Origin of the sequence: Methylobacterium sp. B4 (assembly GCF_003201865.1) — a bacterium.
Classification (GTDB): Bacteria; Pseudomonadota; Alphaproteobacteria; order Rhizobiales; family Beijerinckiaceae; genus Methylobacterium.
Genome location: NZ_QJJJ01000001.1, coordinates 669,052 through 687,477 on the forward strand (window position 1 = coordinate 669,052; position 18,426 = coordinate 687,477).

21 protein-coding genes are annotated in these 18,426 nt (G+C 68.5%); 6 read left to right on the plus strand and 15 right to left on the minus strand.

Annotation, left to right across the window (positions count from 1 at the left end):
* The first annotated feature begins 92 nt into the window (after positions 1-92).
* Both BY998_RS03205 and BY998_RS03210 read left to right on the plus strand, forming a co-directional pair.
* On the plus strand, positions 93-1,289 hold the full coding sequence (locus tag BY998_RS03205) for a GSCFA domain-containing protein (protein WP_110350266.1): 1,197 nt from the start codon (positions 93-95) through the stop codon (positions 1,287-1,289).
* Positions 1,190-2,110, plus strand: a complete 921-nt coding sequence (locus tag BY998_RS03210; protein ID WP_110350147.1) for a WcbI family polysaccharide biosynthesis putative acetyltransferase — start codon at positions 1,190-1,192, stop codon at positions 2,108-2,110. Before BY998_RS03205 ends, BY998_RS03210 begins: the two co-directional genes overlap by 100 nt.
* 8 nt (positions 2,111-2,118) lie before the next feature.
* Here BY998_RS03210 and moaA read toward each other — a convergent pair whose 3' ends face one another.
* Complete coding sequence (gene moaA / locus BY998_RS03215; RefSeq protein WP_110350148.1) at positions 2,119-3,153, minus strand: GTP 3',8-cyclase MoaA; 1,035 nt, start codon at positions 3,151-3,153, stop codon at positions 2,119-2,121.
* Between the two features lie 143 nt (positions 3,154-3,296).
* Between moaA and BY998_RS03220 the strand changes: the two genes are divergently transcribed.
* On the plus strand, positions 3,297-3,743 hold the full coding sequence (locus BY998_RS03220; protein WP_110350267.1) for a DUF971 domain-containing protein: 447 nt from the start codon (positions 3,297-3,299) through the stop codon (positions 3,741-3,743).
* Positions 3,744-3,913: 170 nt separating this feature from the next.
* Here BY998_RS03220 and BY998_RS24215 read toward each other — a convergent pair whose 3' ends face one another.
* Together BY998_RS24215 and BY998_RS03225 are read right to left on the minus strand one after the other, a co-directional pair.
* A complete protein-coding gene (locus BY998_RS24215; RefSeq protein WP_181425408.1) occupies positions 3,914-4,063 on the minus strand; it encodes a hypothetical protein in 150 nt (49 codons plus the stop codon).
* A gap of 39 nt (positions 4,064-4,102) precedes the next feature.
* Positions 4,103-4,345, minus strand: coding sequence for a DUF2171 domain-containing protein (locus BY998_RS03225; protein ID WP_110350149.1), 243 nt, complete (start codon positions 4,343-4,345; stop codon positions 4,103-4,105).
* A 161-nt stretch (positions 4,346-4,506) separates the two neighbouring features.
* On the opposite strand from BY998_RS03225, the gene BY998_RS24220 reads away from it, so the two are divergent.
* Complete coding sequence (locus BY998_RS24220; protein ID WP_181425409.1) at positions 4,507-4,644, plus strand: hypothetical protein; 138 nt, start codon at positions 4,507-4,509, stop codon at positions 4,642-4,644.
* A gap of 78 nt (positions 4,645-4,722) precedes the next feature.
* Here BY998_RS24220 and BY998_RS03230 read toward each other — a convergent pair whose 3' ends face one another.
* A complete protein-coding gene (locus BY998_RS03230) occupies positions 4,723-5,364 on the minus strand; it encodes a L,D-transpeptidase (RefSeq protein ID WP_110350150.1) in 642 nt (213 codons plus the stop codon).
* A 230-nt stretch (positions 5,365-5,594) separates the two neighbouring features.
* Between BY998_RS03230 and BY998_RS03235 the strand changes: the two genes are divergently transcribed.
* The gene (locus tag BY998_RS03235; RefSeq protein ID WP_110350151.1) at positions 5,595-6,083 is read left to right on the plus strand and encodes a GNAT family N-acetyltransferase; all 489 of its coding nucleotides are present in this window, start codon (positions 5,595-5,597) and stop codon (positions 6,081-6,083) included.
* Between the two features lie 18 nt (positions 6,084-6,101).
* Here BY998_RS03235 and nadC read toward each other — a convergent pair whose 3' ends face one another.
* From nadC to nadA, 3 genes are read right to left on the minus strand one after another with little or no spacing between them, the layout of a single operon-like run.
* A complete protein-coding gene (gene nadC / locus BY998_RS03240) occupies positions 6,102-6,962 on the minus strand; it encodes a carboxylating nicotinate-nucleotide diphosphorylase (protein WP_110350152.1) in 861 nt (286 codons plus the stop codon).
* Positions 6,955-8,499 carry an L-aspartate oxidase gene (locus tag BY998_RS03245; protein ID WP_110350153.1) on the minus strand — a complete coding sequence of 515 codons (1,545 nt, stop codon included), beginning with the start codon at positions 8,497-8,499 and terminating at the stop codon, positions 6,955-6,957. Before BY998_RS03245 ends, nadC begins: the two co-directional genes overlap by 8 nt.
* A complete protein-coding gene (nadA, locus tag BY998_RS03250) occupies positions 8,499-9,545 on the minus strand; it encodes a quinolinate synthase NadA (RefSeq protein WP_110350154.1) in 1,047 nt (348 codons plus the stop codon). The genes BY998_RS03245 and nadA overlap by 1 nt, the downstream gene beginning before the upstream one ends.
* A 394-nt stretch (positions 9,546-9,939) precedes the next feature.
* On the opposite strand from nadA, the gene BY998_RS03255 reads away from it, so the two are divergent.
* Complete coding sequence (locus BY998_RS03255; protein ID WP_110350155.1) at positions 9,940-11,286, plus strand: methyl-accepting chemotaxis protein; 1,347 nt, start codon at positions 9,940-9,942, stop codon at positions 11,284-11,286.
* A 72-nt stretch (positions 11,287-11,358) separates the two neighbouring features.
* On the opposite strand, the gene BY998_RS03260 is transcribed toward BY998_RS03255, so the two are convergent.
* From BY998_RS03260 to BY998_RS03295, 8 genes are all read right to left on the minus strand, one after another.
* Positions 11,359-11,667 (minus strand): hypothetical protein, encoded by a 309-nt coding sequence (locus BY998_RS03260; protein WP_110350156.1) that lies wholly within the window; start codon positions 11,665-11,667, stop codon positions 11,359-11,361.
* Positions 11,664-11,993, minus strand: a complete 330-nt coding sequence (locus BY998_RS03265; RefSeq protein WP_110350157.1) for an EthD family reductase — start codon at positions 11,991-11,993, stop codon at positions 11,664-11,666. Before BY998_RS03265 ends, BY998_RS03260 begins: the two co-directional genes overlap by 4 nt.
* 118 nt (positions 11,994-12,111) lie before the next feature.
* Positions 12,112-13,443, minus strand: a complete 1,332-nt coding sequence (locus BY998_RS03270; RefSeq protein WP_110350158.1) for an NAD(P)/FAD-dependent oxidoreductase — start codon at positions 13,441-13,443, stop codon at positions 12,112-12,114.
* Between the two features lie 175 nt (positions 13,444-13,618).
* Positions 13,619-14,266 carry a maleylacetoacetate isomerase gene (maiA, locus tag BY998_RS03275; RefSeq protein ID WP_110350159.1) on the minus strand — a complete coding sequence of 216 codons (648 nt, stop codon included), beginning with the start codon at positions 14,264-14,266 and terminating at the stop codon, positions 13,619-13,621.
* 26 nt (positions 14,267-14,292) lie between these two features.
* Positions 14,293-14,592 (minus strand): antibiotic biosynthesis monooxygenase family protein, encoded by a 300-nt coding sequence (locus tag BY998_RS03280; protein ID WP_110350160.1) that lies wholly within the window; start codon positions 14,590-14,592, stop codon positions 14,293-14,295.
* A gap of 110 nt (positions 14,593-14,702) precedes the next feature.
* Entirely contained in the window at positions 14,703-14,891 is a 189-nt protein-coding gene (locus BY998_RS03285; RefSeq protein WP_110350161.1) for a DUF1508 domain-containing protein, read from the minus strand.
* Positions 14,892-15,076: 185 nt separating this feature from the next.
* Positions 15,077-17,782 carry an aconitate hydratase AcnA gene (gene acnA / locus BY998_RS03290; protein ID WP_110350162.1) on the minus strand — a complete coding sequence of 902 codons (2,706 nt, stop codon included), beginning with the start codon at positions 17,780-17,782 and terminating at the stop codon, positions 15,077-15,079.
* Positions 17,783-18,097: 315 nt separating this feature from the next.
* The gene (locus BY998_RS03295; protein ID WP_110350268.1) at positions 18,098-18,280 is read right to left on the minus strand and encodes a hypothetical protein; all 183 of its coding nucleotides are present in this window, start codon (positions 18,278-18,280) and stop codon (positions 18,098-18,100) included.
* Positions 18,281-18,426: the final 146 nt, after the last annotated feature.

Here is an 18,426-nt window from a genome sequence, read left to right on the forward strand (position 1 = left end):
CTGCTCTAGCCTCGACCCGTCTGCATGCAAAATCCCGTCGTGGGGAGACGCCATTGCCGGCCGCTGCACCGTGATCTAGGGTCCGCCCGCCGATGCAGGACCGTGCCCAAAATCCCTATTCCGGTCTTGCCGACCACGCCTTCTGGGATCGCTCGGTCGGCTCGCTCCCCCTGTTCGCCCTCGATCCCATGGCCGGCCCGCCGCTGCCGCCGGAAGCGAAGCTGACCCGGCAGACCCGGATCGCCACGGCGGGCAGCTGCTTTGCCCAGCACATCGCCGACCGGCTGCAGGCGAGCGGCCATCACTACTTCGTCACCGAGGACGCGCCGGAGGGCATCAGGCCAGAGGCGGCGCGGATGCGAGGCTACCGCCTGTTCTCGGCCCGCTACGGCAACGTCTACACCGCCCGCCAGCTGCGTCAGCTCATCGAGCGGGCCTATGGCCGCTTCGTTCCCGCAGACACCGCTTGGGAACGGCGGGACGGTCGCTTCGCCGACCCGTTCCGGCCCCGCATCGAGCCCGAGGGTTTTGCCAGCCCGGAAGCCGTCGAGGAGGAGCGCCAGCGCCACCTCGCCGGCGTGCGCCGTCTCTTCGAGGAACTCGACGTCTTCGTCTTCACCCTCGGCCTCACCGAGGGCTGGCAGGCCGCCGCAGACGGTGCGGCCTTTCCGCTCTGTCCCGGCGTGGCCGCGGGCCGCTTCGATCCGGACGCCTATCGCTTCGCCAACCAGCCCGTCGAGGAGGTGATCGCCGATCTCAACGCCTTCGCCGACGCCCTGAAGGCGGTGAACGGCCGGGCCCGCCTGATCCTCACGGTCTCCCCGGTGCCCCTGGTCGCGACCTACGAGCCGCGCCACGTCCTGCAATCGACGGTGCACAGCAAGGCCGTCCTGCGGGTCGCCGCACAACGCCTCGCCGACACCCGCGAGGACACGCTGTATTTTCCCTCCTTCGAGATCGTCACCTCGCCCGAGGGCGCCGCCCGCTATCTTGAGAGCGATCTCCGGTCCGTCAGCAAGGACGGTGTCGACCATGTCATGCGTGTGTTCTTCCGCCACCTCACCGAAGGCGGGGACAGCGACGCCCTCCCCGCTTCCAGCCGCAGCCTGCACGAGGCGCGGCAGGAATTCGCCCGGCAGGCGGCCGTGGTCTGCGACGAGGAATTGCTTGCCGCGGGAGGGACGCGGCCGTGGCTAGGCGCATCGTCGTCGTCGGCAATAACTGCCAAGTCGCCGTCCTGGGGGGATGCCTGGGCTTTCTTGCGCCGGAGGCTCAGGTCGCGGCGGTAGAGCCGGCGACCTTCGCACAGTTCGACGCGAGCCCGCAGCGCCTGCTGGAGGCGGTGGCGGAGGCGGACCTGACCGTCGGCATGCCGTTCGAGCGCGGCGCGCTCGGCGACTTGGTTCCGGCCCGGATCGCACAGGCCGCCCGGACCTACGTGCCGATCCCGACCATCGTCTTCCCCGCCTTCCATCCCGACATCGTCTATATTGGCCACAAGGGCGGCCTGTTCGGCTCACCGATGGGCGACTACCACTCGGCGCTGATCGTTTACGGCTTCGCCCGCGGCTTCTCGGTGGACGAGATCGTCTCCCTGTTCCGCGCCGACGTCTTCGCCCGGCTCGGCTATCTCGACGGCTGGTTCGCGGCACGGGACTCGCTGCTTGCGATGAGCCGGACGCATGGCTTCGATCTCGACCGGCTGTTCGCCGGCTGGATGCGCCGCGGCTGCTTCATGCACACGATCAACCACCCCAAGCTCTTTGTCCTGGGTGATCTCGCCCGCGAGGCGCTCACTCGGGCCGGCATTCCAGCGCGGGCAGCGACTTGTGAGGATTACCTGCCCGATCCGCTGAGCGGCAGCATCTGGCCGGTCTATCCCGAGATCGCCGCGCGGATCGGTGTGACCGGCAGCACCACCTTCAAGCCGCCACTGGGCGGCCTGAACTTCCTCGTGGATGCCGGGCGCTGCATCGATCTGCGGGCAATGGTGGAAAGCTCGCTCGCGATCTACGCGCACACGCCGAAGATCGCGCAGCACTGCGAGCGCGTCGGCGGCTGGCTCGACAACGGGGAGATCCGCGACGCGCTGCAGCCGCTCGCGCGCTGAGTTGGCCTTCAGCCGCCGGTCACGCTCATGTGCCGCGGTACGGCGGCCGGGCGGGCCCGCTCGATGACGAAGTCGTGGCCCTTGGGCTTGCGGGAGATCGCCTCCACCACCGCCTGCGTCACCAGCGCGTCGTCCGGCGAGGCGCGCAGGGCCGCACGCAGATCCGCCGCATCCTCCTGGCCGAGGCACATGTAGAGCTTGCCCGTGCAGGTGAGGCGCACCCGGTTGCAGCTCTCGCAGAAATTATGCGTCAGCGGCGTGATGAAGCCGAGCCGTCCGCCCGTCTCCTCGATGCGGACGTAGCGGGCCGGACCGCCGGTCCGGTCGGGCAGCGGGGTCAGCGTGAAGCGTTGCTCAAGGCGTTCGCGGGCGACCGAGAGCGGCAGGAACTGGTCGGTGCGGTCCCCCTCGATCTCGCCGAGCGGCATCACCTCGATCAGCGTCATGTCCATGCCGAGGCCGTGCGCCCAGGCGATCATGTCGGCGATCTCGTCCTCGTTGACGCCCTTGAGCGCCACCGCGTTGATCTTCACCTTGATCCCGGCCGCGCGCGCCGCTTCGATGCCGGCGAGGACTACCGACAGGTCGCCGCGCCGGGTGATCTCGCGAAACTTCTGCGGGTCGAGCGTATCGAGGGAGACGTTGATCCGACGCACGCCGAGATCGGCGAGTTCCGGAGCGAAGCGGGCCAGCTGCGAGCCGTTCGTCGTCAGCGTCAGCTCGTCCAGCGCACCGCTCTTGAGGTGGCGGGAGAGCCGGCGGAACAGGTGCATGATGTCGCGCCGGACCAGCGGCTCACCGCCGGTGATGCGCAGCTTGCGCACGCCGCGATCGATGAACACGCCGCAGAGCCGGTCCAGCTCTTCGAGAGACAGCAGGTCGCGCTTGGGGAGGAACTGCATGTCCTCCGCCATGCAATAGGCACAGCGGAAGTCGCAGCGATCCGTCACCGAGATGCGCAGATAGGTGATCGCCCGCTGGAAGGGGTCGATCAGCGGCGCCGGGCGGGTGACCGCGGGCACGTCGTCGGCAGGACCCCACATGCGTGCCTCTGGACTCGACTCGTTCCGGCGATCGACGGTTTTGTCGGCTGACAGATCCAACATCGGCATCCATATGAGGGCAGAGGCATTTTCCGGCAAGCGCGCGGACGCAATGCCGGCATGAGAGCTTGGGACGGATGATGATGAGCGAGCGCTGGCCCACCGAGATCCGACTCTCCGGCGACAAGCGCACGCTGACCGTCGCCTTCGACGGGGGCGGCCGCTTCGAACTGCCTGCCGAATACCTGCGCGTTTCGAGCCCGTCGGCCGAGGTTCAGGGCCATTCGCCGGCCGAGCGCAAGATTCTCGGCGGCAAGCGAGAGGTGGCGATCCTGTCGGTTGAGCCGGTTGGCAACTATGCCGTGAAGCTGTTCTTCGACGACATGCACGATACCGGCATTTTCGGCTGGGACTACCTCTTCGACCTCGGCCGCGAGTACCGGAACCGTTGGTCGACCTATCTGCGGGAATTGGACGAGCGCGGCCTCAGCCGCGACCGGACCGCCAGCGCCCCGGCCGGCGGCGCCCACAAGGCGGGGCATGAGCACGGCGGGGGTGGCTGCGGGAGCGGAAGCTGCGGCTGCCACTGACGCACCAGCCAGTTCGTGTGATTTTTAAGACAAGCGGGCCGCAGTTTCTTTACCGTCACCGTGGACGCGCCGCGTTCCAGAGCGGCGTCGCCCGGGCGTGACTGTCCATGCCCTATCGGCATCGACCGCCATGCCAGACGGCATTGGCGGCGACGCGGAACGGAGGGGCCTTAGCTCGGCTGCTCCTCCACCTCGTCGAGATCCTCGTCGGGGATTGCATCGGGCTTCTTCGGCGGCGGAGCGTCGCCGGACGGCGATTGCGGCGTATCGCCCACCGGCATCGGGTCGAGATCCGGCTTCGGGCTTTCGGTCTGCGTCATCGGGCGTTTCCCTCGTAGAAGTATCGATTGCGAGATGTCTCAAGGAGCGCCGGACGTGCTCCACTCCTTCTTCACTTCCTCCGCACTGCGATCGAGGCGGACCTGTTCGCCCTCGACGGAGGCCACGAAGTCGAGCGGAATGTAATGGTGCAGGCCACCCGCGTCGGCGTCGCTCTTGGTGAGCTTGATCTCGCCTTTGCCGACATGATCGACCGTCCCGACATGGCCTCCGTCGGAGCCGACGACGGTGGCGTGTTCGCGGATCTGGCTGACATCGACCATGGGCGTCCTCCTCATTGAGCCGGGCCAACCGATGCCGGGCGTGGAGGTTCCTCACGGGCAAATGACGGACGGGCGCGCGAATCGGGTCGGCGCGGAGCGGGGCCGAGGTTGAACCTTCCGCCTCCGGCATCGTTGCCGAGCGGAATCAACAGGAGGTACGCGTGTCAGCCACGGACTATCAGCACCGCATCGGCCAGGACGTGAACACCGTCGATCAGGTCAGCAGCGTCGTCCTGCTCGGCCTCGCCCTCGCCGGAGCCGCCGCCGTCATCATCCTCGAACTGCTCCTGGTCGCCTGAGGGTCGGGCACCGCCGATCGCGCACGAAAAAGGCCGGCATCGCTGCCGGCCTTTTCTTCGTTCCGCTCGACGGAGGGATCAGCGCTGGACGACGACGCGGGCGCCGACTTTGACGCGGCTGTAGAGGTCGGTCACGTCCTCGTTGGTCATGCGGATGCAGCCCGAGGAGACGGCGGTCCCGATCGTCTCCGGCTCGTTCGAGCCGTGGATGCGGTAGATCGTGTTGCCGAGATACATGGCGCGGGCGCCGAGCGGATTCTCGATGCCGCCCTTCATGTAGCGCGGCAGGTCGGGCCGGCGGCGCAGCATCTCCGACGGGGGACGCCAATCCGGCCATTCGCGCTTCATCGTGACGGTCTGCGTGCCGCCCCAGGTGAAGCCGGGCCGGCCGACGCCGACGCCGTAGCGCAGGGCCTCGCCACCGGGCTGCACAAGGTAGAGCCGGCGCTCGACCGTCGAGACGATGATCGTGCCGGGGGCGTGGGGCCCGCTATAGGGCACGACCTCGCGGGCGATGGCGGTCGCTTGCGGCACGGCCGCGCCGGGCACGTCCGCCGGCAGGGCGGCGGAGGGGGCGACGGATTGCGGGCGGACCCGCACGGTCAGAACGTCGGTGAGCGGCTGCCGGGTGAGCGGGTCGATCTCATAGGCGGCGGCAGGGCTTGCGAGCGCGACCGTCGCGCAGGCAAGCCCGCCCAGGGCAATGACGAAACGGCGCATCAGGGCCTCTCGGGGGGGCGGGCAAAAAACGGGAACGCGGTGGAAGAACCGCCGCACGATGCCGTGCGGACCCTCGCCAACGCGTAAACGTTGGGGGTGTAAAGCCAAGCTTGATTTGCGTTGCACCACCGCTTCGACCGGCCTCGTGACCGGGTGGCAACACTGTGGCAGCTTAGCCGTAACCGGCCGGAATACGAAGCCCCGACGACGCGGCCGGGGAACCGAATCCGATGATCCCTTTCTGCATCCGCCCTTATGCTTCCAGAGACCTCGAGACGATCCTGAACCTGTTTCAGCGCTCGATCCGGGAAATTGCGTCGGCCGACTACGCTCCGGCCCAGATCGAGGCCTGGTCGCGGATCGACCGGGCAGTCTGGGCCGAACCTCCGGCTGCGCTACGCCGCTGGGTGGCCTGGGCCGATGGGCAAGCCGTGGGCTTCGCGGATCTCGGCCCCGGCGGGCATCTGGACAAGCTCTACGTCGATCCCGCTCATCAGCGCCGAGGTGTCGCGCAGGCCCTGCTCGTGACAGCGGAAGCCGAGGCTATCGCCCAGGGCGTCGAGGGCCTGGATACGGAAGCGAGCCTGACGGCCCGGCCGTTCTTCGAGGCAGCCGGCTTTCGCGTCGTCGCGCAGGAGAGCGTGATCCGCAACGGGCAGGCCTTGCGCCGCTTCCGCATGCGAAAGGACGGACTCGGGACGATGCCGAGTCCGTCCTGACCGGATCGCGCTGCGCGCTCAGGCGGCGTCGAGGCCGAGATCGATGATCGCCGAGCTATGGGTGATCCAGCCGACCGAGATCAGGTCGACGCCCGAGGCGGCGACCGCGCCCACCGTGTCGCGGTTGATGCGACCGGAGGCTTCCGTCACGGCGCGCCCGTCGACCATCGCCACGGCCTGACGCAGCGTCTCGGGCCTCATGTTGTCGAGGAGCACCGCGTCGGCGCCGACCGAGAGCGCCTGTTCGAGCTGGGCCAGGGTGTCGACCTCGACCTCGATCTTCACGAGATGGCCGGTCCTGGCCCGCGCCCGCTCGATGGCCGGGACGATGCCGCCCGCGACCGCGACGTGGTTGTCCTTGATGAGCACCGCGTCGTCGAGTCCGAAGCGGTGATTCGAGCCGCCGCCCGCCCGCACGGCGTGCTTTTCCAGGGCCCGCAGGCCCGGCGTGGTCTTGCGGGTGCAGACGATGCGCGCCTTGCCGTGGGGCCGTGCCGCCTCGACCAGGGAGGCGGTGGCGGTGGCGACACCGCTCAGGCGGCAAAGCAGGTTGAGTGCCACGCGCTCGGCGGTGAGCACGGCGCGGGCCGGACCCGACAGGCGGATGACCACATCGCCGGGGACGACCCGGCTGCCGTCGCCGCGCTCGACCGAGACGGACAGGCTCGGGTCGATCAGGTCGAAGGCGATGGCCGCGGCATCGGTGCCGGCGATCACGCCGTCCTGGCGCGAGGCGATGACCGCTTCCATGCGCTCGCCCGCGGGCACGATGGCATCGGTCGTGATGTCGCCCGCCCGGCCGAGGTCTTCCAGCAGGGCGGCCCGCACCACCGGCTCGACCAGGAGCCGCGGCAGCGGCAGCAGGACGTCGTCAGGCATCGGTGAGTTCCTGAGGCGTGCGCGCGGCACCCGCCGCGGCAAAGGTCGTCGCAGCGAGCGTCGTCACGGCGTGGCGGGGCGCGATCTGGCCCGGATAGTCGCTGCGCCAGTGGGCGCCGCGGCTCTCGCGCCGGTCGAGGGCGGCGCGGGCGATCATCAGCCCGGTGAGGGCCGCGTCACAGCCGCGCTCCGACAATTCGGAGAGGCGGGCGACGGCGGCGGCGAGGCCCGCCTCGTCCCGCACCACGCCGACGAAGCGCTCCATCACGGCCCGCACCTCGCTCAGGCTTCCGGCATCCGCCGGAGCGATCGTCGGCAAACGGGCCGGACAGCCGGCTTCAGCAAATGCGGGCGCGTCGGCGATGGAGGCGGCGATGCGCGGCGCGAAGGCCAGCGCTTCGAGAAGCGAGTTGCTGGCCAGCCGGTTCGCCCCGTGCAGGCCGGTCGAAGCAACCTCGCCGCAAGCCCACAGGCCGGGCACGGTGCTGCGCCCGTCCGCATCCACGAGGATGCCGCCCATGTGGTAGTGCACCGCCGGCCGGACCGGGATGGGCTGGACGGCGGGATCGATTCCGGATTCTGCGCAGAGCGCCGCCACGGTGGGAAAGCGCGTCGGCATCCGGGCGCCGAGTTCGCCGCGTGTGTCGAGATAGACGCTGCGCCCCCGGGTCAACGCCTGGAAGATACCGCGAGCGACCACGTCCCGGGGGGCAAGATCGCCGCCCTCGACGCCGGCCATGACAGGCTCGCCGCGCTCGTCGATCAGGACCGCCCCCTCCCCGCGCAGGGCCTCCGTCGCCAGCGGCATCGGATCGCGCCCGGCGGCGATGGCCGTCGGGTGGAACTGCACGAACTCGATGTCGCGCAGGGCTGCTCCCGCTCGAGCGGCGGCGAGCAGGCCGCGGCCGAGCGCGCCGCGCGGGTTGGTAGTCGAGGCGTAGAGCGCGCCGAGGCCGCCGGTGGCGAGCACCACGGCACGGGCCGGCAGGCGGAAGGCCGAGCCGTCGCGTTCGAGCACGACACCGCAGACGCGGCCGTCGCCGGCCCGCATGAGGCCGTGCAGGCCGGCCACGAGGATCTCGATGGAGGGCGTGGCGCGTACGGCCCTCACCAGGGCGTCGAGCACCGTGCGGCCGGTGGAATCGCCCCGCGCGCGGACGATGCGGCGGCGGCAATGCGCGGCTTCCAGCCCCAGCGCCAGGGCGCCGTCGGCATCGCGGTCGAAGCCGGTGCCGAGCCCGACGAGCCAGTCGATCAGGCCCGGCCCGGCCTCGGCCACGCGCAGGGCCACGTCCGGCTCGGTCAGGCCGGCGCCGGCCGCCTCCGTGTCGGCGGCGTGCAGGCGTGGCGCGTCGTCGGAGCCGACGGCGGCGGCGATGCCCCCTTGAGCCCAGCCGGTGGCGGTGCCGGCCCCGAGGGGCGCGGCCGTCACCAGCGTGACGGGACGGGGCGCGAGCCGCAGGGCGGTGGCGAGGCCGGCGACGCCGGCGCCGACCACGACCACCCGGTCGGCCGGGCTGCGGGCGAAGTGGGTCATCAGGCGGCGACCGGCCGGGGGGCCACGGTCCGGGTCGGCTTCACCGCGAGCATCCGCTCGACGGCCTGACGCGCCCGGTCCGCGAGCGCCGGCTCGACGGTGACCTCGTGCGTCATCGTCTCCAGGGCGTGGCGGATATTGGCAAGGGTGATCCGCTTCATGTGCGGGCACAGGTTGCAGGGCTTGATGAACTCGATGTCGGGATTGGCGACGGCGATGTTGTCGGCCATGGAGCACTCGGTCACGAGCACGACCTGGGCGGGCCGCTTCTCGGTCACGTAGTTCATCATCATCGCGGTCGAGCCGGAGAAGTCCGAAGCCTCGACCACTTCCGGCGGGCATTCCGGATGGGCGATCACGGTGATGCCGGGATAGCTGTCGCGGACGTCGGCGATGTCGGCCGGCGTGAAGCGCTCGTGCACCTCGCAATGCCCGGCCCAGGTCAGCATCTCGACCTCGGGCACCTGTTGCTGGACGTTGCGGGCCAAGAACTCGTCCGGGATCATCAGCACCCGCGGCACGCCGAGGGCACGGACCACGTCGGCCGCGTTGCCGGACGTGCAGCACACGTCCGACTCCGCCTTCACTGCGGCGGAAGTGTTGACGTAGGTCACCACCGGCACGCCCGGATACTTGGCCTTGAGCGCCCGCACGTCGGCGGCGGTGATCGAATCGGCCAGCGAGCAGCCGGCGCCCAGGTCGGGGATCAGCACCGTCTTGCCGGGATTCAGCAGTTTGGCGGTCTCCGCCATGAAGTGGACGCCCGCCAGCACGATCACGTCGGCGTCGACCGACGCGGCCTCACGAGCCAGCGCGAGGCTGTCGCCGACGATGTCGGCCACCGTGTGGAAGATTTCGGGGGCCTGATAGTTGTGGGCCAGAACCACCGCGTTGCGCTCGCGTTTCAGGCGCAGGATGGCTTCCACGTCGGGGGCCAGCGCCGGCCACTCGATGGCGGGCACATGGCGGCTGACGCGGGCATAGAGGTCGGGCAGCGGAAGTGCCGGGCCGGCCGTCTCACGAAGCGCGGTTCCTGCCTGGGACATCGCGGTCTCCTTTATGCTCAAAGTGAGCATTGTGCCGCCTAACTTAGGGGTCGGCCCCCGCCTTGTCCAGATATGCTGAGACTGAGCATAACGATTTTGCGACGCACAGATTTATTGCAGGTGCGAAGCGGATCGGATCGGCGGTTCCAATCCGATCGGTATGCGGGGACCGATAAGGCTAACATTTGATTGCTTTGCAGTGACTTAAAATGCAGAGAGCACCCATTTCAATGCAATCTTAACAGATGTGAGGTCACTATCGGCAGGAACATCGGCGGGGACTGTGCCGCGGCGGCGACACAGCCACTGGCTGTGTTTTGGAGCCTCGGCCAGTCCGCCCAGAACGCGGCGATCGATAAGAACTGCTGAGAAACGCCGGAGTCGATTTCAGATCATGCTGCCTCTCATGCTCCGCCGCAGCGCCGGCACGTCCTCCACCATCCGCACGGCCAAATCCGACGAGGAGCGGCTGCTGGAGGCTGCGGCCCGACTCGCTGGACAGGCCGAAGGCGAAGGCTCCGGCGCCTCGGGTGACGCCCGCGCGCGGCTTGAGGGTGAACATCGGAAAGCCTTGCAGACCGAGCGGACCAACCTCGCCGCGATCGCGAGAGAAGCCTCCGAAGGCGCGATCAATATCGGCTGGACGACCTACGACGTCGGCGAGGTGGCGCAATCGACGCAGACCATCGCCAGCGCCATCGAGGAGATGGTCGCCTCCATCGCCGAAGTGGCGGAGACCTCGGCAACCGCCGGCATCAGTGCCGCCGCCGCCCGCGAGGCCATGACGGCCTGCATGTCGGACGTCGGCAATGCCCGTTCCGCCATGGACGCCATCCGCGACCGCACCCACCAGATCGACGAGCGCCTTCAACTGCTCCAAAAAGCCATCGCCGAAATCGGCACCATGGCCGGCACCATCGCCACGATCTCGAGCCAGACCAACCTGCTGGCGCTCAACGCCACCATCGAGGCGGCCCGCGCCGGCGAGGCGGGACGCGGCTTCTCGGTGGTGGCCGCCGAGGTGAAGTCGCTCTCGGGGCAGACGGCACGCTCGACCGAGCAGATCCGCACATGGCTCAACACGCTCCAGGGCGAGATGAGCCAGATCGCCCGCGCCGTCGAGGAGAGCCGGAATGCGGTGGCGGGTGGCAGCACGGTGGTCGACAGCCTCGGCAGCCGCGTCGAGCACGCGGCCGAGCGCATCGCGCAGACGAGCGAGATGAACGCAGCCCTGTCCGCGACGATCTCGCAGCAGCGCAGTGCCACCGCCGAGATCTCCGGCAGCGTCCAGAGCATCGCCGGCAAGGCGTCCAAGACCCGAACCGAGATCGACAACATCACCAAGCGCCTGGTGAAGGCCGAGACGCTGGCGCAGTCCGCCCTGGCCGATGCCCGCGACCTCGACATCTACGAACTGGTGCGCCTGCCCGCCGATCTCGGCCTGTGGAAGCGGGGACTCGCCACGATCCTGCTCGGGGCCGCTCCCGCTCAGCCGGCCGCCGCCATCCTGCGCGACCGCTCCGCCCGTCGCGTCGCCGAGACGCTGCGCTCCGATCCCGTGCGGCAACACGATGCGGAGGCGTTCCTGAAGGCCGAGGCGACCGCTCACACCGAAGCGGAGCGCATGGTCCAGGCGATCGCCCAGGGCAATTGGGATGTCGGCACGCCGGCCTATCAGGCGGCGAACGCGGCGATGAAGGAGATGATGAAGGCGGCCGCCCGCATCGTCGAGGCCAGCTGAAGCTTCACTTCCTGCAGCCAGGAACCGACCGACATGAAAAGGGGCCGCGGATCGCGCGGCCCCGAACGTTTTTCAGGCGGCCTCGTCCTCGTCGGGGATCGGGTCCGCCGTCCAGGCGGTCGCGAAGGCCGCGAGATGACGGGCATCGCTGAAGGCGAGCACGGTCACTTCGCGCTCCGCCGGTGCGCCGCCGGGATAGGGTGCCAACAGCACCGTCTCCTGAGACAGGCGCGCATCGGGGGCATTGGCATCGAGCCATGCCTGCGCCTCGGGCGTCAGCGTCGCCGAATCGGCGAGCGCCCGCGAATCGGAACGCAGAACGATGATCGTCGTGCCGAGCCCGGGATTGGCGTTCTGAATCTGCTTGATGATGTCGATCATCCGCCCACCTTATCCGGCTCCGCGAAGTCGTTGAGCTGAACCGTCGCCTGGGTGTCGGTGAAGTTCGGGATATCCCCGAAGATCTCCGCGCCGTCCTCCGCCGCCGCGGCCTTGAAGGCCTCGGCCGAGGCGAAGCGCAGGAGCGCCATCACCTGGAAGGGCGGTTCGCCGCCGTCCGGCGTGCCGATGCCGTTGACGATCGTGTAGTCGTGCAGGCCCTTCGCGGTCCAGCGCTCGCTGACCAGCGGCATGTGCTTGCCGAGGTAGTAGTCCATATCGAAGCGGGTGCCGGCGCCGCTCGGATACATCACGGTGACGAGGATCATGGCGTCTCCTTCCACCGGCTCTCAACACGGGCCGGCGGATCGGGAACATGTCGCGACGCGCCCACGGATCAAGCGGAAGTGGGCCGCCCGCGCGAAGATGCTTCGCCCGGGAGCCCGATCAGTGCAGCTTCACCCGCGGCTCGGTGCGGCGCGTGAGCGCCCGGGCCAGAACGTCGAGACTGGTCTTCCACCAGCCGTTCACCGCCGTCTCGTGCATCTTGTAGAGCGAGCGGTACATCAGCCGGGCGAAGAGCCCGGCGATGAACATGTTCTTCCCCTGGATGAAGCCCATCAGGTTGCCGACGGCGGTGTACTCGCCGAGGGAGACCAGCGAGCCGAAATCGCGGTACTTGAACGGCTTCAACGGCCGGCCGGCGAGCCGGTTGGGGATCTGCCCGTAGAGATGCGAGGCCTGCTGGTGGGCGGCCTGGGCGCGCGGCGGGATCGGCGTATCGGAGCCCTGCTCGACGAGATAGGCGCAATCGCCCATGGCGAAGATGTCCGGGTCCCGCGTCGTCTGCAGCGTCGGCGTGACGACGAGCTGATTGTTGCGGGTGCTCTCAAGGCCGCCGAGATCGTGCAGGAAGGCCGGCCCCTTCACGCCCGCGGCCCAGACCACGAGTTCGGACGGGATGAAGCCGCCATCGGCGAGCTGGACGCCGTCGGCACGCACCTCCGTCACCCGCGCCTGCAGCCGCACCTCGACGCCGATCTTGGCGAGGTGCCCCATCACCTCCGCCGACAGGCGCTGCGGCACTGCCGGCAGGATGCGGTCGGCCGCCTCGACCAGGGTGATCTTGAGATCCTTGGCCGGATCGATCCGGTCGAGGCCGGTGCGGGCGACCTCGCGAGTGGTGCGGTGGAGTTCCGCCGCGAGCTCCGTGCCGGTCGCGCCCGCGCCGATCACCGTGACGTGGAGTTGCCCGGGACGGACCGGTCCCTCCTGGGTGTGGGCGCGCAGCATGCCGTTGACGAGACGTTGGTGGAAGCGCACCGCCTGATCCTGCGTATCGAGCGCGATCGCGTGCTCCTTCACGCCGGGCGTGCCGAAATCGTTGGTGGTGGAGCCCACCGCCATGATCAGCGTGTCGTAGGGGACGGTGCGCACGGGCGTCACTTCGCGCCCCTCGCTGTCCCGGCTCGCGGCAAGCTGGATCACGCGCTTCTCGCGGTCCAGCCCGGTCATCTCGCCGATGCGGTAGCGGAAGTGGTTGGCGTGGGCATGGTGCAGGTAATCGACAGCGTGGTGGCCGATATCGAGCGAGCCGGCAGCCACCTCGTGCAGCAACGGCTTCCAGATATGGGTGCGGGCCCGGTCGACGAGCGTGACGTGCGCCTTGCCGCGCCTGCCGTACTTGTTGCCGAGCTTGGTCACCAGCTCCAGGCCGGCGGCCCCACCCCCCACCACGACGATCTTGTGCTGATCCGTGATCGTTTCGCTCGGAACCATCCTCGCCCCACCTCGGTAGCCGGCCGCCTCGAATGGCGGCGCTTCCATTTTGGAATGATCTTACATCAGCAACCGTGCAAGGCCTCAGACGTTCGCCGCGCAGGTGGGGTGCAAGTTTCACAAGACAGAAGCGGATATCCGTCAAAATTTTCTTGAGCGCCGCGAAACGCGGGCTTCAAGCCGCCGGTGCGCCGGGTTGCCGGAGGGGATGGGCGCGGGCGACCGCGTCCAGGGCCAGAACCGCCTCGGCGACCCGCCGGACGGTCGGATAGGGATCGGTCTCGATGCCGAAGATGCCGGTGCCGACCCAGAGGCTGACGAGACAGAGGTCGGCATGGCTCACCGCGTCACCCTGGCAGAAGCGTCCGGTTCCCTCCTCCGTGGAGAGACGGGTCTCCAGCGTCTTCAGACCGCTGGTGAAGGCGTTGCGCAGGAACTCCAGCATCCGCTCACGCGGGAGGCCGTAATTCTCCATCAGGAACGTGCGCACCCGAGGGACGTAGAGGGGGTGGGTGTCGCAGGCCACGACTTGCGCCAGCGAACGGGCGCGAGCCCGCGCCCGCGGCTCGGCGGGAAGCAGTTTCTCGCCGGCCTGCGTTTCCTCCAGGTAGTCGAGGATGGCGAGCGACTGCGTCAGCGGAGGTCCGTCGCCGTCGAACAGGGCGGGCACGGCGCCTTGCGGGTTGATCGCCAGGAAGTCGGGCTTGAACTGGTCGCCGGCATCGAGGTCGAGGAAGATCTCCTCGTAGGCGATGCCCTTGAGGTTCATCGCGATGCGCACGCGGAAGGCCGCCGCCGAGCGCCAATTGCCGTACATCTTCATGGGATCGCCCTCTTTCCTGCGGCGGCTCAGAACGCCTTGAGCGTCAACTCGGTGTGCTCGACCTGGGGCGGAGTCTCGAACGTGTCCGCGACCATCGCGCGATAGGTCTTCCAGGCCTCCGAGCCGGTGAAGTCGCGGGTATGCGCTTCCAGCGTGTCCCACTCGATCAGCAGGCGGTAGCGCTGCGGCTTCTCGATCGACCGTCGCACCGCGAAGCTGCGGCATCCGGCGGCGGCGCGGAAGATCTCGGCGGCCCGGGCGATGTTGGCCTCGAACGTCGCCTCGGAGCCGGCCTTCACGTCGATCTGCGCGATTTCCAGAATCATCCTCGCTCCCCGCATCGCCCGCCGACCCTGTCGAGCGGGTTATCTTGGGAAGCGGCTATAACCATCCTCTCGCAATCGCAAGGCGACGGATCGCGAGAGGACGACCGGGGTCAGACCGTATAAATCGGATCGCTTCCCGAGGCCTTGGTCAGCTTGATGCCGTGCTCGCAATCCGATTTGTTGACGTAGCTCTCGCTGCTCCTTGAAATTTCCTCACCATTCTTGGCGTAATAAACCCAGTACCACTGGCCCTTATTGTCTTTCTTCTGCTTGTAGCACGGATAGGTCTGTGCCGACATTGCTTCCTCCCTGCATTGACGCGCGGCTTGGATCGACCTGGAACGGTCTCGCCGCACAATATGCAACTTGAGGATTATTAAATTCTGAGTCTATCCACCTCAGGTAAACATCTTGTGAGGGCGAACGACAAAACAGGCCCCTCCCTTTCGGGAGGGGCCAGCTCATCGTCGGGATCGATCCGTCCTTACGCCGCGAGCGAGCGCAGCACGTAGGGAAGGATGCCGCCGTTGCGGAAGTATTCCAGCTCGTCGAGGGTATCGATGCGGCAGGTCAGCGGAACCTCATGCTTCGAGCCGTCCGCGGAGGTGATCTCGGCGGTGAGCGTCTGGCGCGGCTTCAGCTCGCCCGCCAGCCCCTTGATCGTCACGGTCTCGTCGCCCTTGAGGCCGAGCGACTGCCACGAGGTTTCACCCTGGAAGACGAGCGGGACCACGCCCATGCCGACGAGGTTCGAGCGGTGGATGCGCTCGAAGCTCTCGGCGACCACGGCGCGCACGCCGAGGAGCTTGGTACCCTTGGCCGCCCAGTCGCGGGACGAACCGGTGCCGTATTCCTTGCCGGCGAACACGACCAGCGGCGTGCCCTCCTCCGCGTACTTTTGCGCGGCGTCGTAGATGTACATCCGCTCGCCGTCCGGCTGATGCAGCGTGAGGCCGCCCTCGACGACGTTGCCCGCCTCGTCCCGCACCATCTGGTTCTTGATGCGGATGTTGGCGAAGGTGCCCCGCATCATCACCTCGTGGTTGCCGCGGCGCGTGCCGTACTGGTTGAAGTCCTGCACCCGCACCTGATGCTCCTGCAGGTACTCACCGGCGGGCGAGGCCGCGCGGATGTTGCCGGCGGGCGAGATGTGGTCGGTCGTGATCGAGTCGAGGAACAGGCCGAGGATGCGCGCGCCCTCGATGTCGGTGATCGGATCGGGGGTCTTGGTCATGCCCTCGAAATAGGGCGGGTTCTGCACGTAGGTGGAGCCCGAGTCCCAGGCGAAGGTCTCGGCCTCGGTGACCTCGACCGCCTTCCAGTTCTCGTCGCCGCCGAACACGTCGGCGTAGCGGCTCTTGAACAGGGCGGAGGTGATGTTCTCCTCGATGAAGCGGTTCACCTCCTCCGAGGACGGCCAGATGTCGGCGAGGTAGACGGGCTTGCCGTCCGAGCCCTGGCCGAGCGGCTCCCGGGTGATGTCGATCTGCATCGAGCCGGCGAGCGCGTAGGCCACCACGAGCGGCGGCGAGGCGAGGTAGTTCGCCCGCACGTCCGGGTTCACGCGGCCCTCGAAGTTGCGGTTGCCCGAGAGCACCGCCGCGGCAACGATGTCGTTGTCGTTGATCGCCTTGGAGATCGCGGGCGGCAGCGGGCCCGAATTGCCGATGCAGGTGGTGCAGCCGAAGCCGACGAGGTTGAAGCCCAGCGCGTCGAGGCTCTCCTGCAGGCCGGACTTGTCGAGATATTCGCCGACGACCTGGCTGCCGGGAGCGAGCGAGGTCTTCACCCACGGCTTCGAGCGCAGGCCCTTGGCGACCGCGTTGCGGGCCAGCAGGCCGGCACCGATCATCACGCTCGGGTTCGAGGTGTTGGTGCAGGAGGTGATCGCCGCGATCACCACGTCGCCGTGGCCGATGTCGAAGTTCGTGCCCTCGACGGCGTAGCGGCTGGCGATGTCGGCAGCGCGCTTGAACTCCTTTTCCATGGAGTCGGCGAAGCCCGGCTTGGCGGCGTCGAGCAGCACCCGGTCCTGCGGGCGCTTCGGGCCGGCGAGCGAGGGCCGCACGGTGCCCATGTCGAGTTCGAGCGTGTCGGTGAAGACCGGGTCGGGTGTCTGCGCGTCGCGCCACATGCCCTGCGCCTTGGCATAGGCCTCGACCAGCTCGATCCGGTCGTCGGCACGGCCGGTGACCTTGAGGAAATCGATGGTCTTCTGGTCGACGGGGAAGAAGCCGCAGGTCGCGCCGTATTCGGGCGCCATGTTGGAGATCGTGGCGCGGTCGGCCACCGCCATGTCGTCGAGGCCGGGGCCGTAGAACTCCACGAACTTGCCGACCACGCCCTTCTTGCGCAGCATCTGCGTCACGGTGAGCACGAGGTCGGTGGCGGTGGTGCCCTCCGGCAGCTTGCCGGACAGACGGAAGCCGACGACCTCGGGGATCAGCATCGACAGCGGCTGGCCGAGCATGGCCGCCTCGGCCTCGATGCCGCCCACGCCCCAGCCGAGCACGGCCAGACCGTTGACCATGGTGGTGTGCGAATCGGTGCCGACGAGCGAGTCGGGATAGGCGACCGGGAAGGGATCGCCGTCACCGGTCCGAGTCCAGACCGTCTGCGATAGATATTCCAGGTTGACCTGATGGCAGATGCCGGTGCCCGGCGGCACCACGGAGAAGTTGCGGAAGGCCGACTGTCCCCACTTCAGGAAGGTGTAGCGCTCGCCGTTGCGGGCGTATTCGAGAGCGACGTTGTCGCCGAGCGCCTTCGGGGTGCCGAACTCGTCCACGATCACCGAGTGGTCGATGACGAGATCGACCGGCACCAGCGGGTTGATCTTTTGGGGGTCACCGCCGAGAGCGACCATGGCGTCGCGCATGGCGGCGAGGTCCACCACGGCGGGCACACCCGTAAAATCCTGCATCAGCACGCGCGAGGGGCGGAAGGCGATCTCAGTCTCGACCTTGCCCTGGTTGCCGAGCCACGCGACCGTGGCCTCGATGTCGGTGCGCTTGACCGAGCGGTCGTCCTCGAAGCGGAGAAGGTTCTCGAGGATCACCTTCATGGAGAAGGGGAGAGCGGCGGCGTCGGCCAAGCCGTTCTTCTGCGCTTCGGGAATCGAGTAGTAGGTGTAGGTCTTGCCCCCTGCCTCAAGGGTCTGGCGGGCTTTGAAACTGTCGAGCGATGCCACGGCGAGTCGAGTCCTGAGCTGGCGTTTGTCGAACACGGAGCAGGCACAACCTGCGCCACGAGAGGTGTTCGGCCGGATGCGCTCCAAGGAGCGCGCGCCGCCCCGGGGGCGCCCGGGTAGCGAGTGCTCTCGACGGAGCCCCAGCACCGAGGCTTTCGCGAGAAACACTCAGGATGGTGCGCGAGGGGCGGTTTGGACGCCCTGAATGATCGCGCGGCGCAGCCTGAGCCGGTCTATAGAACGTTTCGAAATAGGCCGCTACTGGCCCGATGACACAGGCGCGTGCCTGACAGTGCGAGACGCCTGCCGGCGCCGTCACGCCTCTGGGCCGCGACGGTAACAGCGCCGCAGGGCCGCCCGGAACGCGGCGATCTGCTCGGGGCTCAGACGGGCGAGCCGAGCCTCCAACTGCTCGCGGCCGGCGAGCGCGGCCGGGTCGCGGGCGGCCTCGTCCTCGCTGAGCCGGGATGCCTCCCGACGACCGGTCCTGTTCTGCACGACCAAGCCCTCCCGCCGCGCGCCGCCGGCCGGCGTCGAGAGATCAATGCGCACGCGGTGCGCGCGGTTCGCACCGGGTGCGGGGATGGTCTATAGCCCCGGCGCGGGACCACCTCCCCGTCGCCTCCCGCGACGCGCGGGGCCGC